Genomic DNA, 15212 nt, shown 5'->3' on the forward strand with positions numbered 1-15212 from the left:
CCGTCAGGAGATGACGCCGTCCACCAGGGCCTTGGCCTCCTGCTGGACCTGCTGCAGGTGCTCCTCGCCGAGGAAGGACTCCGCGTAGATCTTGTAGACGTCCTCCGTGCCGGACGGCCGCGCCGCGAACCACGCGTTCTTCGTGGTGACCTTCAGCCCGCCGATCGCCGCGCCGTTGCCGGGGGCGTTGGTCAGCTTCGCCGTGATCTGCTCGCCGGCCAGGGTGTCCGCCTCCACCTGGGCGGGGGAGAGCTTCTTCAGGGCGGCCTTCTGCTCCCGGCTCGCCGGGGCGTCGATGCGCTGGTAGACGGGGGCGCCGAACTGCTGGGTGAGCTCCGCGTAGCGCTGGGACGGGGTCTTCCCGGTGCGGGCCGTGATCTCCGCGGCCAGCAGCGCCAGGATGATCCCGTCCTTGTCGGTGGACCACACGGAGCCGTCCCGGCGCAGGAAGGACGCGCCCGCGGACTCCTCGCCGCCGAAGCCGATCGAGCCGTCCATCAGCCCGGGCACGAACCACTTGAAGCCCACCGGGACCTCCACGAGCTCACGACCCAGGGAGGCCGCCACCCGGTCGATGATCGAGGAGGACACGAGGGTCTTGCCGACCCCGGCCTCCGGGGACCAGCCGGTGCGCTCGCGGAAGAGGTAGTCGATGGCCACCGCCAGGTAGTGGTTGGGGTTCATCAGGCCCGCGTCGGGGGTCACGATGCCGTGGCGGTCCGTGTCGGCGTCGTTGCCGGTGGCGATGTCGTACTTGTCCCGGTTGCCGATGAGCGAGGCCATGGCGGAGGGGGAGGAGCAGTCCATCCGGATCTTCTCGTCCCAGTCGAGGGTCATGAACGCCCACTGGGGGTCCACGTCCGGGTTCACCACGGTCATGTTCAGCCCGAAGCGCTGGGCGATCTCGCCCCAGTAGGCCACGGAGGCCGAGCCCATGGGGTCGGCGCCGATGTGCAGCCCGGAGTCACGGATCACGTCGAGGTCGACGACCTCCGGCAGCGTCCGCACGTACTCCTCGAGGAAGTCGTAGGCACCGGTGGTCTCCGCCGCCCGCGCCTGGGCCAGGGGCATCCTGCGGACCCCCGCCATGCCGTTCTCGAGGAACTGGTTGGCGCGCTGGGCGATCCACTCGGTGGCGTCGCTGTCCGCGGGGCCGCCGTTGGGCGGGTTGTACTTGAAGCCGCCATCGGAGGGCGGGTTGTGGGACGGGGTGATGACGATGCCGTCGGCCATTCCCTCCGCCCGGCCCGTGTTGTGGGTCAGGATCGCGTGGGACAGCGCCGGGGTGGGCACGTAGCCGTCCCGGGAGTCCAGCAGGACGGTCACGCCGTTGGCGGCCAGCACCTCGAGCGCGGTGTCCTGCGCGGGCCCGGACAGGGCGTGGGTGTCCTTGCCCATGAACAGCGGGCCCGTGATCTGCTGGCCGGTGCGGTACTCCACGATGGCCTGCGTGATCGCCGCGATGTGCGGCTCGTTGAACGAGGCCTTGAGGGACGAGCCCCGGTGCCCGGACGTGCCGAAGGCCACACGCTGGTCCGGGTCCGAGGGATCGGGCGAGACGTCGGTGTAGGCGTCGAGGAGCTTGCCGAGGTCGACGAGGTCACTGGGTTGGGCGACGGTGCCCGCACGGTTGGTCATGGCGCCCAACCTACCGCCGGGCGGCGGGCGCGTGGGGCTGCCGCGCGATCGGGTCGCCAGGTTTCGCGCTCCCTGCCGCGCGGGGAAGGGCCGCGCCGCGGGGCGGACGGGCAGGGCCGCGCAGCGGGGGCCGGAGGGAGCGCACAGGGGCTGGAGGAATCGCGGCGGGTGGGACAGGATGAGGGCACCAGCCACGGCAGGACCGAACGAGGAGGCCGACACCATGAGCGACACACCCGACGAGACGACCGAGGGCTCGGGCAAGGGTCCGGAGGGCACCGTCCCGGACAACGAGCAGGGCATCGGGCTGACGGCCGACGAGAACGCGACCGGGTTCGAGCCGGAGGAGGACCCCGAGGCGGCCACCGACCCGGACGAGGACCCCGAGGCGGGGGAGGCGGCCCTGGGTCACTCCTGACGTGCCGGGCGGGGGCCGGGCAGACCCCGGTCCTCGAGCTGGGCGACGACGGCGAGCAGCTGCGCCTCCGCGCTCGGGCGGCCGACGAGCTGGACGCCCATGGGCACGACCGGACCGTCGTCGTCGCCCGCCGGACGGGTCCACAGCGTGGGCACGGTCACCGCGGGCAGGCCCACGACGTTGACGACCGACGTCCAGGGCGTGTACCCGCACTGGCGCCGGTAGTCCTGGTCCGCGCCCGCGGGGTCCGCGAGGTCGTAGCCCTCCCAGTACCAGCCCAGGGGGCGCGGGGTCATGGCCAGCGCCGGCGTCAGGACCAGGTCCCAGGCGCCGTAGGCCCGCACCACGTCCTGCTCGACGCGGCGCAGGACGGTCACGGCGCGCGCCAGCTCGACCGCCGACCGGCGCAGGGCGCGGGCCCGGAACTCGCCGGCGAGCCCGGTCAGCCTCCCGGCCTGGTCCTCGTCGAGGGGCGCGGTGCCCATCGCGGTGGTCCACACCTCGAAGAACGCGCCCGGGTACTCGGGGTCGTAGGACAGCTCGGCCTCCTCGACCTCGTGCCCGGCGTCCCGCAGCCGGGCGACGCCGGCCTCGAGGGCGGCACGCGCCTCCGGGGCGACCACGATGTCCTGGACGGTGTCGAACGGGGAGGCGGTGCTCACCCCGATCCGCAGCGGCCGGTCCCCCCAGGGGAGGTCGCCCCGCCGGGCCGCGCGCACGCCGTCGAGGAACGACTCCTGCGGTGCGGCGCGGACCGCCCGCCGCACCACGTTGCCGTGCGCCGGTCCCGGCGCGGGCGAGCACAGGACGTCGAGCAGCAGCGCCGCGTCCTCCGCCGTGCGGGCCAGGGGGCCGTTCACCACGAGCTGCGCGGCGTCCGACTGCGCGTCCGCGGTGGGCACCCGGCCGCGGTTGGGCTTGAGCCCGACCAGCCCGCACGCCGCCGCCGGGATCCGCACCGAGCCCCCGCCGTCGGAGCCCGGCGCCACCGGGAGCATCCCCGCCGCCACGGCCGCCGCCTGGCCGCCCGAGGACCCGCCGGCCCCCGCCGACAGGTCGTGCGGATTCCGGGCGGGCGGGGCCACGAGGTTCTCGGAGTAGCAGTTCAGGCCGAACTCGGGGACCTGGGTCTTGCCCAGGCACACGGCGCCGGAGGCGCCCAGCACGGCCGCGAGGTCGTCGTCGGCCTCCGCCACGGGCGCGCCCCCGGGCCGGCCGGCCACGGCGGCGGAGCCGTAGCCGGTGGGCATCCCCGCGACGTCGTGCAGGTCCTTCAGTGCGAGCGGCACGCCGTGCAGGGGCCCGCGCGCGGCCCCGGCCGGCAGGGCGTCGAGCGCGCGGGCCCGGGCGAGGGCGAGGTCCGCGGCCACGTGGACGAACGCGCCCAGGGCCGGGTTGCGCTCCTCGATCCTGGCCAGGAAGTGCTCGGCGGTCTCGGCCGCGCGCAGTTCTCCGCGCGCCAGCGCGTCCCGCAGCTGCACGGCGCTGAGGTCTCCGATCCGGGTCACGGCTGCTCCTGTCCGACGGCGGTGCGCTGCCCTCCGGGGTCCGCGGGGCGCTGGGCCCAGGCTAGTAGGCTGGCGGCTGCCGGGGCGTGCCCGCCCCCTCGTGTTCCTCGACCCCGCAGGAGATCCCCGTGCCGACAGCCCCTGCGCCCCGTTCCGCGGTGACCCGCGCGGCGACGGCGGCCGCCCTGGTCCTGGCCCTCACCGGCTGCTCCGCCGCCGGTCCCTCCGCTCCCTCCGCCGAGCGGGAGGCCGCGGAAGTCACAGGGCAGGACGGGCCCGCGCCCACCGCCACGAGCGCCCCCGCGGCCTCGGGCGACGCGTCGGAGGCCACCGTCCGGCAGACGTGCGACCGCGTGCTCGAGACCGTCCGCGCCGCCCCGCAGCAGCTGCGGGAGGATCCCGCGGGACTGTTCGCCGAGGTCGACGAGCTCGCCGCCACCGCCCCGGACGAGCTGACCGGGCAGCTGACCTCGGTCCGCGAGGCCGTCTCCGGCTTCCGGCAGGGCGAACGCTCCTTCATCGACGTGGTGCAGGAGGTCAGGGGCCTGCAGGAGCGCTGCTCGGGCTGACGCCGTGCCGGGGGCATCCGTCACCCGGCACGCACGCGGGGCTCCCCCGCCCGACGCGTCCGGCGGGCGGGAGAGCCCCGCGGGAGGTGCCGGTGCTACCGGGCCGCGGTGCGGACGGCCTGGGCGAGCACCCGCAGTCCGTCGCGCAGCAGCTCCTCGCCGATGACGAGCGGGGGCAGCAGGCGCACGACGTTGCCGAAGGTCCCGCAGGTCAGGATGATGACGCCCTGGGCGAGGCACTCCGCGGCGATCGCCCTGGCCGCGTCGGCGTCGGGCTCCGTGCCGCCGGGGCGGACGAACTCGAGCGCCATCATGGCCCCGCGGCCGCGGATCTCGCCGACGATGCCGGTCTCCTCGGCCACCGGGGCCAGCTCCTCGCGGATGATCTCCTCGATCCGGCGGGCGCGGGCGACGAGGTCCCACTCCTCGACGGTCTGCAGCGCGCCCAGGGCGGCGGCGCAGGCCACGGGGTTGCCGCCGTAGGTGCCGCCGAGGCCGCCGGCGTGCACGGAGTCCATGATCTCGGCGCGGCCGACCACGCCGGACAGCGGCATGCCGCCGGCCACGCCCTTGGCCACGGTGATCAGGTCCGGGACGACGTCCTCGTGGTCCACGGCGAACCACTCGCCGGTGCGCGCGATGCCGGACTGCACCTCGTCGACGACGAACACGGCGCCGTTGCCGGTGCACCACTCGGACAGCGCGGGCAGGAAGCCCTCGGCCGGCACGATGAACCCGCCCTCGCCCTGGACGGGCTCGATCACGACGGCGGCGACGTTCTCCGCGCCCACCTGCTTCTCCACCTGGAGCAGCGCGCGGCGGGCGGCCTCGGCGCCGGTCATGCCCTCCGGGTCCCGGAACGGGTAGGACACGGGCACGCGGTAGACCTCACCGGCGAACGGGCCGAAGCCCTGCTTGTAGGGCATCACCTTGGCCGTCATGGCGAGGGTCATGTTCGTGCGGCCGTGGTAGGCGTGGTCGAACACGACGACGGCCTGGCGGCCGGTGTGCACGCGGGCGATCTTCACGGCGTTCTCGACGGCCTCGGAGCCGGAGTTGAACAGCGCCGCCTTCTTCGGGTGGTCGCCGGGGGAGAGCTCGGCGAGCTTCTCCGCGACGGCCACGTAGCCCTCGTACGGGGTGACCATGAAGCAGGTGTGCGTGAAGTGCGCCACGGCCTCCTGCACCTTGGCGACCACGGCGGGGGCGGAGCCGCCCACGGTGGTCACGGCGATGCCGGAGCCGAGGTCGACGAGCTGGTTGCCGTCGACGTCGAGCACGATCCCGCCGTCGACGTCCGCGGCGTAGGCGGGCACGGACGAGGCGACTCCGGAGGCGACGGCCGCGGCACGCCGCTCGGCGAGCTCGCGGGACCTCGGGCCGGGGAGGGTCCCGTCGACGCGGCGGACCTGCTCGAGGCGGTACTGGATCTCGGTCACGGCGAGATCTCCTTTCGGTGGGGAGGGGGTGGGGACAGGGACGTCGAGCGGGCGTGCGCCGACGCGGGGCGGCGGTCGCCGCAGCTGACTGCGACGACCGCCGCCCCGGGGCAGGGAGCGCGGGTCAGGACCTCAGGCGGGGGTGCCGGTGCCGGGGGTCGGGACGGTGGCCCAGGGGTTCTCCACGCCGATGTACTGGGTGGTGGTGTACTCGTGCAGGCCCTCGGCCCCGCCCTCGCGGCCCAGACCGGACTGCTTGACCCCGCCGAAGGGGGCGGCGGCGTTGGAGATCACCCCGACGTTGAGGCCCATCAGGCCGAACTCGATGCGGTCGCCGATGCGCAGGCCGCGGGAGATGTTCTCGGTGAACACGTAGGAGGCCAGCCCGTACTCGGTGGCGTTGGCCAGGGCCACGGCCTCGTCCTCGTCCTTGAACGTCACGACGGGGGCGACGGGCCCGAAGATCTCCTCGGTCACCGCCCTCGCGTCCCGCGGGACGTCGCGCAGCAGGGTGGGGGCGAAGAAGTAGCCGGGCCCGTCCACCCGGGAACCGCCCACGACGACCTTCGCCCCGCGCTCAACGGCGTCGTCGACGAACTCCTCGACGGAGTCCCTCGCCTTGGCCTCGACCATCGGGCCCACGGTGACCCCGTCCTCCACACCGTTGCCCACGGTGAGTGCGGCCATCTTCTCGGCCAGCTTCGCCACGAACTCCTCGACGACGTCCTCGTGCACGAGCAGCCGGTTGGCCGCGGTGCAGGCCTCGCCCATGTTGCGCATCTTCGCGGCCATCGCACCGGCCACGGCCTTGTCGATGTCGGCGTCCTCGAAGACGATCAGCGGCCCGTTGCCGCCGAGCTCCATGGAGGTGCGCAGCACGTTGTCGGTGGCCAGCTTCATGAGCTGCTTGCCCACCGGGGTGGAGCCGGTGAAGGAGACCTTCCGCAGCCTGGGGTCGGCCATGATCGGCTCGGACACCGCCGAGGCGGACTTGGACGAGACCACGTTGAGCACCCCGGCCGGCAGCCCGGCGTCCAGCATGAGCTGGGCGAAGTACTGGGAGGTCAGCGGGGTCAGCCGGGCGGGCTTGAGCACCATGGTGCAGCCGGCGGCCACGGCCGGGGCGACCTTGCGGGTGGCCATCGCCAGCGGGAAGTTCCACGGGGTGATCAGCAGGCACGGGCCCACCGGCTTGTGCGTGACCAGCATCCGCAGGTTGCCCTCGGGGGTGTCGAGGTAGCGGCCGTAGTCGCGCACGGCCTCCTCGGCGAACCAGCGCAGGAACTCCCCGCCGTACTTGACCTCCCCGGCCGCCTCGGCCAGCGGCTTGCCCATCTCCAGGGTCATCAGCAGCGCGAGGTCCTCGGCGCGCTCCTGCACGAGGTCGAATCCACGGCGCAGGATCTCCGAGCGCTCCCGGGCCGGGGTGCGGGCCCAGGACTCCTGGGCGTCGGCGGCGGCGTCCATCGCGGCCTGGGAGTCCTCGCGGGTGGCCGAGGCCATGGTGGCCAGGACCTCGCCGGTGGCGGGGTTCTCGACCTCGAAGGTCCCCCCGTCCGACGCGTCGCGCCACTGGCCGCCGATCAGCAGCCCCGTGGGGGTGGCGGCCAGGACCGCCTCGATGCGCTCCTTCATGCCGGTGGCCGTGCGGGCCTTCTCCGTGATGCTCATGTGTTCAGCCTCTCTGGTCGACGCGCACCGCACCACCGGGCGCCGGTGGTGCCTGCGCTGCGTCAAGGGGTTCGTCGGACGGGCGGGCGACAGCACTGGGCCCGCCGGTCCATCGTAGGACTCCGGCCGGGCTCCTCCGCGGGGACGTCGTCACGGTGTGACGACGAGCCGGGGCGAGACCGGCGCCGGGCGGCCGCTCGACTGCACCCAGGCTAACGCCCGGACGCCCCAGCATGCTGCTGAATCATCGCCGGCAATCTGTGCACTGTGCACACTCGGGCGGAGCACGGTGACCGACTACGGCGCCGACGGATCCGGCCGGTCGGCGAGGCGCAGGGCGAGCCACAGCTCCGCGCGCAGCTGCGGGTCGTCCACGGACCGGCCGAGCGCCGTCTCGATCTCCTGCAGCCGCTGCTGCAGGGTGTTGCGGTGGATGCCCAGGGCGTCGGCCGCTGCGCTCCGGTTGCCGTTGTGCGCGAGGAACGTGCGCAGCAGGCCCGACCGACCGCCCCGTTCCAGGGGCTGCAGCAGCTGCTGCGCCCAGGCCCGGGCGGTCTCGCGCGGCAGGAGGTCGGCGACGCCGCCCGCCACGAGGTCGTCCCACGTGCCGACGGGCCGGCGGTCCGTGGTGCGCTCCAGGGCCTCGCGGGCCCCGCGGTCGCTCGCGTCCGTCCCCCGGACGGTCGACGGTCCGCCGATGCCCGCCCGCAGGCCCGAGGCCTCCGCGGCGGCACGCACCTCGGCCAGCCGCTCCGGGAGGTCCTCCAGCAGCAGCGCGGCCGTCTGCTCGCCGGAGGGCTCCGTGGCCGGTGCGCCGACGAGCACGGGCCGCTCGCCCGGGCCGGTGGCCGCCTCGAGGCGTCGCACGCCGTCCCGGAGCGCCTCGGCGCCGCCGCGCAGGCGGGCCACCCGCACCCGGGGCACCGCCGACCACGTCGTGTCGTCCGCCACCCCCAGCAGCGCGTCCGCCGACCGCGCCTCGCCGTTGAGCAGGAGGGCGAGGGCCCCCGCGCGGACCCGGCGGCGGAACAGCGCCTGCTCCGCCGCGCGCTCCGCGTGCAGGGAGAGCAGGGCCACGGCGGTGGCGATGACGCCCGTCCGGACGGGGTCCGCCGGGCCGGGCAGGGCCACGACGAGGTAGCTCTGGGGGACGCCGTCCACCCCGAGGGGATGGACGACCACCGCGCCCTCCGGGCCGGACTCGCTCAGGGACCCGCGGAGCCCGGCCGGACGCAGCCGGTCGAGGAGCTCGGGGAGCGTCCGGCCCGAGGGGAGCGCGGGCAGGCCGGGCCCGGAGCGCTCCACGATTCGGGCGTCGGCCGCGCAGACGCCCGCCCATCCGCCGCCGAGCACCGCCACCAGCGTGCGCACCACGCGGGCCGGGCCGTTGCGCCCCACGGCCGCCCGGGTCAGGCTCCGCTGCTCGGAGAGCATCGCCTCGAGCGCGGTGCGGGCCTCGGCCGCGCGCATCTCGGCCGCGGCGCGGATGATGCCCAGGAAGGGAGTGCGCTCGGGCACCCGGAACAGGGTCAGCCCGGCGTCCCGGCACGCGGCGGCGAGCGCGTCCGGCACGTCGGGGTAGGACAGGCGCTCGCCCACGCCCAGCCCCAGCGCCACGACGCCACGGTCCGTGAGCCGGCGGACGTACTCCGTCCAGGAGTGCGCCCGGGCGGAGGTGTGGATGCCGGTCAGCAGGAGGACCTCGCCGCCCTCCAGGTACGGGGTGGGGTCGGCGAGCTCGCTGGTCACCACCCAGCTCACCGGCAGGTCGGTGGCCGCCCCGACGACGGGCTCCAGTCCGAGTCCGGGCAGGCCGAGCACCTGGGCGACCGTGACCATGGGCAGTCCTCCTCCTCGTCGGCGCGCCGGGGACAGCCTAGGGCAGCCGTCCCCGGCGCGCGGGGGTCTCAGGCCTGCTGCCGGCGGCGCTCGACCTCGGCGACGAGCCGGTGCTCGGCGTCGGGCCCCGGCCGGATCCCGGTGGGGATGCGCAGCAGGAAGACGAGCCCGAGCAGCCACCACAGGCCGAAGATGGTCCAGGCGGGCGCGCTCAGGAACGCGGGCATGCCGGGCAGGTACAGGCTGATCAGGGCGAGGCACAGGACCACGGAGAGCACGCCGATCGCCGTGCCGCCGTGGCGGCGGCCGCCGATCCGGAAGGGGCGCTCCATGCCGGGCTCGCGCCGGCGCAGGATCACGAAGACCACGGAGACCAGGGCGTAGGCGATCACGATGGACGGGGAGCCGGAGTCCACGAGCCAGCCGAGCATCTCCGCGCCGAAGAACGGCGCCACGAAGGACACGGCGCCCACGAAGAGCAGGGCGTTGGCCGGGGTGCCGTACTTCGGGTGCAGACGGCCGAACCACCGCGGCACCATCCGGGAGTTGCCGAGCGCCCACAGCAGGCGGGACGCGCCCATGAGCAGGGAGTTCCAGGAGGTGAGGATGCCGGCGAGACCGCCCGCGATGAGCAGGTTGGCCACGACCGGGCTGTCGAAGGCGGAGCCCATGGCGTCGGCCACCGCGATGTCCGCGCCGGAGAGCTCCTCGGCGGACATGGACGCGGAGGTGGTGAGCACGACCATCACGTACCAGGCGGCGGCGAGCAGCACGGAGACGATGATGGTGCCGCCGAGCTTCTTCGGCGGGAGGTGCATCTCCTCGGAGACCTGGGGGATGACGTCGAAGCCGACGAACAGGAACGGGACGGTCACGAGCACGAGGAAGAAGCCGGCCGTCCCGGGCGTGAAGAACGGTTCCATGGTGGCGGCGGAGCCCTCGGTGAACGCGCCGAAGAGCATCATGAGGCCCACGATCAGCAGGAAGAGGATCACGAAGATCTGCACCACGGAGGCGTGCTTGACGCCGCGGATGTTGATCCCGGTGATGAGGACGGCGGTCAGCGCCCCCACCAGCGCCCAGGTCAGGTTCACCTCGAAGCCGGCCACCGTCCACAGCGGGATCTGGCTCAGGCCCGGGAAGATGTACTGCGCGGTGCGCGGCACCGCGACGGCCTCGAAGGCCACGATGGTGATGTAGCCGCCCGTGATGGCCCAGGAGCCCACGAACGCCCAGCGCGCGCCCATGCCGCGCAGCAGGTAGTTGTGCTCCCCGCCCGCGTACGGCATGGCGGCGACGAGCTCGCCGTAGACGAGCCCCACGACGGCCATGATGAGCCCCCCGGTGACCAGGGCCAGCACGGCGCCCATGGTCCCGGCCTCGGCGAGCCACTCGCCGGTGAGGATGACCCAGCCGAAGCCGATCATCGCGCCGAAGCCCAGCGCGATCGCGTCGAGGCGGCCGAGGACCTTCTTGAAGCCGTGGTCCTCGCGGTCCGGGGCGAGCGGTGTCGCGCCCCGGGGTTCGGTGGTGCTCATGGGCGTGGTTCCTTCTGTCGAGGGCGCCGGGCAGGGGTGCCCGGTCGGACCGGCCGCGCGGCACTCCCGGCGGCGAGGGCACAATTTATACAGGCAATGTTTCGGCTCTGTGTGCTCCCTGACAGGAACGGGCCGCCCGGGCCGCTCGCGGCGCCGCGTCCCGGCACCGGCGCGCCCCGCTCGCCGCCCGCCGGGGGCGCCACGACCGGGTGCCGAGCCGCCCCGGCCCGGCGGCGCAGGCACGGTGCGCACTAGGCTGGTGCCGAGAGAACCGCCGGTCGCAGGACGGCCGCAAGAGAGAGGACCCGGACGATGGAGAACCTGGACAGCCTGCCCAGCGCCTCGGTGGAGGAGATCCCCGAGGGTGCCCGCATCCTGGACGTGCGCGAGGACGAGGAGTGGGACGCCGGGCACATCGACGGCGCCCAGCACATCCCGCTCCGGCAGCTCCCGGAGCGCTACGGCGAGGTGCCGGTGGACGAGGACGTGTACGTGATCTGCCGCTCGGGCGGCCGCTCGCTGAAGGCGACGGCGTACCTCCAGCAGTACGGCTTCGACCCCGTCAACGTCCTGGGCGGCATGGGGGCGTGGATGGACGCCGAGAAGCCCATGGTGTCCGAGACGGGCGAGACCCCGACCGTCCGTTGAGGTACGCCTACCTGGGTCCCGCCGGAACCTTCACCGAGGCCGCGCTGCTGGGCGTGGAGGGCGCCCGGGACGCGGAGCGCGTCCCCGTGTCCTCCGTGCCCGTCGCCCTCGCGGCCGTCCGCGCCGGCGAGGTCGACGCGGCCATGGTGCCCATCGAGAACTCCGTGGAGGGCGGGGTGACCGCGACCCTCGACACCGTGGCCACCGGCAGCGAGCTGCGCATCGTCCGGGAGGCGCTGGTGCCCATCAGCTTCGTCCTGGTGGCCCCGCCGGGCACGGCGCTCGCCGACGTCCGCACCGTCTCCACGCACTCCCACGCCTGGGCGCAGGTGCGCGGCTGGATGGACGCGCGGCTGCCGGACGTCGACTACGTCCCGGCGTCCTCCACGGCCGCGGCGGCCCTCGCGCTGCTCCCGGGCGGTCCGGGGCGCGGGGCGCCCGCCCGGGACGCCGGCTTCGACGCCGCCGTCTGCTCGCCCGTGGTCGTCGAGCAGCACCCCGAGCTCGAGGTGCTGGCGGAGGACATCGGGGACAACAGGGCCGCCGTCACCCGGTTCGTGCTCGTGGCCCGGCCCGGGGCGCCGCTGCCGCCGCGCACGGGCGCGGACCGGACCACGCTCGTCATCCCGCTGTGGGAGGACCGGGCCGGGGCGCTGATGGAGATCCTCGAGCAGTTCGCGACCCGGGGGGTCAACCTCTCCCGGATCGAGTCCCGGCCCACGGGCAACTTCCTCGGCGAGTACTTCTTCAGCGTGGACGTGGACGGCCACATCCTCGACGCCCGGGTGGCCGAGGCCCTCGAGGGGCTGCGCCGGATCTGTCCCAGCACGCGCTTCCTCGGGTCCTATCCCCGGGCCGACCACAAGGTCGCGACCGTCGCCCGGCAGCACTCCGACGGCGCCTTCCGCGAGGCGGAGGCCTGGGTCGCGGCCCTGCAGGGCCGCGAGGACCGGGCCCCGGCCGCCCCGTCAGCACCGTCCGCGCCGGGCTCCGCGTAACGGGAGGACGCGCCCCGCACCCCCGCTTGTTAGCAATTGCGAATTCATGCACCATGGGGAGTGCGGGCGCGTCCGTGCCCGCGATCTTCAGCCGGTGTCGATCGACCCCCCGGGTCGGGACCGAGCCCGACCGGAGGTGCCACCATGCCTGTCCCCGCCGCCCGCCGACTCGCCCTCGCCGCGGCCCCCGCCCTCCTGGCCTGCGCGCTCGCCGCGCCGCCCGCGGCGGCGGCCGCGCCGCCCGGGCCCACCGAGGTGGTCCGCGTCGAGGCGGGCCCGGGACCCGTCGTCGGCGACCCGACGGCCGCCGACGCGCTCGAGCTCGTGCCGGCCTCCCGGGTGGTCCCGGAGCCGGGCGCCTCCCTTCCGGACCGCGGCCGGGGCCCGCTCGTGGCCACGGGCCTGGCCGTGCTCGCCCTCGTGGGCGCGTTCGTGGCGGGCCTGAGCCGCAGGCCCGACCCGGCCGGATGACCCGCGCCGGCAACGGCGCGGGCGTCAGTCGCCCTGCGTGGGCGGCACCCGCACGGAGAGCGCGCCCGGGAGGATCTCGGACTCGAACCCGGTGATCACCCCGGTGCCGTCCCCGTCCATCTGGGACTCGATGGGCTCGTGGAACTCCACGCGCACCTTCTTCGCGGCGAAGAACTCGATCACGGGCAGGTCGCGCCGCTGCCGGAACACGACCTTGGCGGCCATCAGCGCCCACTCGAGCGTGCTGCGCGGGGACATCACCACGAGGTCCAGCAGGCCGTCGTTGATCTTCGCCTGCGGGACCAGGATCAGGCCCGCGGTCAGGATCCCGCAGTTGGCCGCCATCACGGAGCGGATCCGGCGGCTCTGCCACTCGCCCCCGTCGATCCGGAAGCGGGCCCACCGCGGGGGCGCGAGCAGGTGCCGGACCCCGGCCTCCCCGTAGGCCGCCCAGCCGACCAGCTTCTTCAGCTCGTCCCGGGTGTCCGTCATGATCTGGGCGTCGAAGCCGGCCCCGCCCATGACGCAGAACGCGTGGTCCCGCACCGTCCCGTCCTGGAGCTCCACGCGGAACGAGGCCATGTCGATGGCGCGCTCCGCGCCGAAGAGCGCGATGTCGACGTTGCGGTGCGGATCGCCGAGGTCGGCCCCCAGGTTGCGGGCCAGCAGGTTGCCGGTGCCCAGCGGGATGAGGCCCAGCGGGGTGTCGTGGCCGATCAGGGCCTCCGCCACGGCGCGGACCGTGCCGTCGCCCCCGGCGGCGATGATCAGGTCGGCGTCCTGCTCGAGCGCCCGCCGGGTCATGGCGGCGCCCGGGTCGTCCTCCGCCGTCTCGAAGAACACGGGGTCCGGGAAACCGCCCTTGCGGCAGCCGATGATGACGGCGTCGCGGGCGACGTCCGCGTCGGCCTTGATGGGGTTGATGACGACGGCGACCCGTTTGCGGGCCACTGGAGTGGCGGTCACGGAAGGACTCCTCGGTTCTGCGGCGCCGGGGGACCGGTGCCGCCGTGCGATGGGGGCGGTGGTCCGCGGCGCGGTGCCGCGGGCCCGGGGCGCCGGGCGGATCGCGGCGGGCCTCCACCCTAACCCGGTCGCGCCCCGGAGGACTTGGGTACCCTGTCAGGGTGATCGACATCAACCAGCTCCGTGAGAACCCCGACGTCTTCCGCGCCTCCCAGCGTGCCCGAGGGGCGGACGTCTCCCTGATCGACCGGATCCTGGAGGCCGACGTCGAGCGCCGCCGGCTGATCACCGAGTACGAGTCGCTGCGGGCCGAGCAGAACGCCTTCGGCAAGCAGGTGGCCCGCGCCCGGGGCGAGGAGAAGCAGGCCCTGCTCGCCGAGGTGAAGGACCTGGCGGCCCGGGTCAAGGAGGCGCAGGCGGCGTCGGAGGCCGCCCGGGCCCGGCAGGACGAGCTCGTCGCGGTCGTGGACAACCTCGTCCTCGAGGGCGTCCCCGCCGGCGGCGAGGACGACTTCGTCCTGCTCCGGACGGTCGGGCAGCCCCGCGACTTCGCCGCCGAGGGGCTCGAGCCGAAGGACCACCTCGAGATCGGCGAGCTCGTGGACGGCATCGACATGGAGCGGGGGTCCAAGGTCTCGGGCGCCCGGTTCTACTTCCTCAAGCGGGACGTCGCCCGGCTCGAGACCGCGCTGCTGCTCATGGGCCAGGACCAGGCCGTGGACAACGGGTTCGTCCCCATGACCACCCCGAACCTCGTGCGCCCCGAGATCATGAGCGGCACGGGCTTCGACGTCGCGCACTCCGACGAGATCTACCACGTGGGCAAGGACGAGCTCTACCTCGTGGGCACCTCGGAGGTGCCCCTCGCCGGGTTCCACGCCGACGAGATCCTCGACCTCTCGGAGGGACCGCTGCGCTACGCCGGCTGGTCCTCCTGCTACCGCCGCGAGGCCGGCTCCGGGGGCAGGGACACGCGGGGCATCATCCGCGTGCACCAGTTCAACAAGCTCGAGATGTTCGTCTACTGCTCCCCGGAGGACGCGGAGGCCGAGCACGCGCGGATGCTCGCGTGGGAGGAGGAGATGCTCGCCAAGTGCGAGCTCGCCTACCGGGTGATCGACACCGCCGCCGGGGACCTCGGCACCTCCGCCGCCCGCAAGTTCGACTGCGAGGCCTGGGTGCCCACCCAGGGCAAGTACCGGGAGCTGACCTCGACGTCGAACTGCACCACCTACCAGGCGCGGCGGCTCAACATCCGGGAGCGGCTGCCGGAGACCACGGACGCCGCCGGCGCGGTCCGCAAGGGCGGCACCCGCACCGTGGCCACCCTCAACGGGACCCTGGCCACCACCCGGTGGCTGGCGGCCATCCTCGAGACCCACCAGCAGGCCGACGGCTCGGTGCGCGTGCCCGAGGCGCTGCGGCCCTACCTGCGCGGCCAGGAGGTCATCCCGGTCCGCCGCTGAACCGTCGGACGGCGTTCGGCTCCCGTTCAGCTCACGTCGAAAT

The 15212-nt window shown here is 74.4% G+C and carries 13 protein-coding genes; 6 read left to right on the forward strand and 7 right to left on the reverse strand.

Annotation, left to right across the window (positions count from 1 at the left end; genetic code table 11):
• Window positions 1-3: 3 nt before the first annotated feature.
• On the reverse strand, window positions 4-1638 hold the full coding sequence (pgm, locus tag RCG67_RS09745; RefSeq protein ID WP_368825933.1) for a phosphoglucomutase (alpha-D-glucose-1,6-bisphosphate-dependent): 1635 nt from the start codon (window positions 1636-1638) through the stop codon (window positions 4-6).
• Between the two features lie 223 nt (window positions 1639-1861).
• On the opposite strand from pgm, the gene RCG67_RS09750 reads away from it, so the two are divergent.
• Window positions 1862-2056: a hypothetical protein gene (locus tag RCG67_RS09750; RefSeq protein WP_368825934.1), complete on the forward strand. Its 195-nt coding sequence runs from the start codon at window positions 1862-1864 to the stop codon at window positions 2054-2056.
• Here RCG67_RS09750 and RCG67_RS09755 read toward each other — a convergent pair.
• A complete protein-coding gene (locus tag RCG67_RS09755) occupies window positions 2047-3564 on the reverse strand; it encodes an amidase (RefSeq protein ID WP_368825935.1) in 1518 nt (505 codons plus the stop codon). The two genes, RCG67_RS09750 and RCG67_RS09755, sit on opposite strands and share 10 nt — an antisense overlap.
• Window positions 3565-3692: 128 nt before the next feature.
• Between RCG67_RS09755 and RCG67_RS09760 the strand changes: the two genes are divergently transcribed.
• Window positions 3693-4133, forward strand: coding sequence for a hypothetical protein (locus RCG67_RS09760; RefSeq protein ID WP_368825936.1), 441 nt, complete (start codon window positions 3693-3695; stop codon window positions 4131-4133).
• A gap of 95 nt (window positions 4134-4228) precedes the next feature.
• On the opposite strand, the gene gabT is transcribed toward RCG67_RS09760, so the two are convergent.
• The 4 genes from gabT to RCG67_RS09780 form a co-directional block, all read right to left on the reverse strand.
• Complete coding sequence (gene gabT / locus RCG67_RS09765) at window positions 4229-5572, reverse strand: 4-aminobutyrate--2-oxoglutarate transaminase (protein ID WP_368825937.1); 1344 nt, start codon at window positions 5570-5572, stop codon at window positions 4229-4231.
• A 132-nt stretch (window positions 5573-5704) separates the two neighbouring features.
• The gene (locus RCG67_RS09770; RefSeq protein WP_368825938.1) at window positions 5705-7243 is read right to left on the reverse strand and encodes an NAD-dependent succinate-semialdehyde dehydrogenase; all 1539 of its coding nucleotides are present in this window, start codon (window positions 7241-7243) and stop codon (window positions 5705-5707) included.
• 297 nt (window positions 7244-7540) lie between these two features.
• Window positions 7541-9082, reverse strand: a complete 1542-nt coding sequence (locus RCG67_RS09775; RefSeq protein ID WP_368825939.1) for a PucR family transcriptional regulator — start codon at window positions 9080-9082, stop codon at window positions 7541-7543.
• A gap of 68 nt (window positions 9083-9150) precedes the next feature.
• Window positions 9151-10620 carry an APC family permease gene (locus RCG67_RS09780; protein WP_368825940.1) on the reverse strand — a complete coding sequence of 490 codons (1470 nt, stop codon included), beginning with the start codon at window positions 10618-10620 and terminating at the stop codon, window positions 9151-9153.
• Between the two features lie 312 nt (window positions 10621-10932).
• On the opposite strand from RCG67_RS09780, the gene RCG67_RS09785 reads away from it, so the two are divergent.
• From RCG67_RS09785 to RCG67_RS09795, 3 genes are all read left to right on the forward strand, one after another.
• Window positions 10933-11268 (forward strand): rhodanese-like domain-containing protein, encoded by a 336-nt coding sequence (locus RCG67_RS09785; protein ID WP_058875265.1) that lies wholly within the window; start codon window positions 10933-10935, stop codon window positions 11266-11268.
• Window positions 11265-12266, forward strand: coding sequence for a prephenate dehydratase (gene pheA, locus RCG67_RS09790; RefSeq protein WP_368825941.1), 1002 nt, complete (start codon window positions 11265-11267; stop codon window positions 12264-12266). The genes RCG67_RS09785 and pheA overlap by 4 nt, the downstream gene beginning before the upstream one ends.
• A gap of 144 nt (window positions 12267-12410) precedes the next feature.
• Window positions 12411-12737: a hypothetical protein gene (locus RCG67_RS09795; RefSeq protein WP_368825942.1), complete on the forward strand. Its 327-nt coding sequence runs from the start codon at window positions 12411-12413 to the stop codon at window positions 12735-12737.
• A gap of 24 nt (window positions 12738-12761) precedes the next feature.
• Here the strand turns inward: RCG67_RS09795 and RCG67_RS09800 are convergent, their stop codons facing one another.
• Window positions 12762-13703: a diacylglycerol/lipid kinase family protein gene (locus tag RCG67_RS09800; RefSeq protein WP_368825943.1), complete on the reverse strand. Its 942-nt coding sequence runs from the start codon at window positions 13701-13703 to the stop codon at window positions 12762-12764.
• A gap of 161 nt (window positions 13704-13864) precedes the next feature.
• Here RCG67_RS09800 and serS point away from each other — a divergent pair, with 161 nt between their 5' ends.
• Window positions 13865-15169 carry a serine--tRNA ligase gene (gene serS / locus RCG67_RS09805; RefSeq protein ID WP_368825944.1) on the forward strand — a complete coding sequence of 435 codons (1305 nt, stop codon included), beginning with the start codon at window positions 13865-13867 and terminating at the stop codon, window positions 15167-15169.
• Window positions 15170-15212: the final 43 nt, after the last annotated feature.

The sequence above is a fragment of the Kocuria cellulosilytica genome (genome assembly GCF_040981245.1).
Taxonomy (GTDB): Bacteria; Actinomycetota; Actinomycetes; order Actinomycetales; family Micrococcaceae; genus Kocuria; species Kocuria cellulosilytica.

Excerpts from the sequence above, each read along its gene's own strand:
- RCG67_RS09795 (WP_368825942.1), top strand. The coding sequence starts at position 12,411 with ATGCCTGTCCCCGCCGCCCGCCGACTCGCCCTCGCCGCGGCCCCCGCC.
- RCG67_RS09770 (WP_368825938.1), bottom strand. The coding sequence starts at position 7,243 with ATGAGCATCACGGAGAAGGCCCGCACGGCCACCGGCATGAAGGAGCGC.
- RCG67_RS09775 (WP_368825939.1), bottom strand. The coding sequence starts at position 9,082 with ATGGTCACGGTCGCCCAGGTGCTCGGCCTGCCCGGACTCGGACTGGAG.
- pgm (WP_368825933.1), bottom strand. The coding sequence starts at position 1,638 with ATGACCAACCGTGCGGGCACCGTCGCCCAACCCAGTGACCTCGTCGAC.
- RCG67_RS09785 (WP_058875265.1), top strand. The coding sequence starts at position 10,933 with ATGGAGAACCTGGACAGCCTGCCCAGCGCCTCGGTGGAGGAGATCCCC.
- RCG67_RS09780 (WP_368825940.1), bottom strand. The coding sequence starts at position 10,620 with ATGAGCACCACCGAACCCCGGGGCGCGACACCGCTCGCCCCGGACCGC.
- RCG67_RS09750 (WP_368825934.1), top strand. The coding sequence starts at position 1,862 with ATGAGCGACACACCCGACGAGACGACCGAGGGCTCGGGCAAGGGTCCG.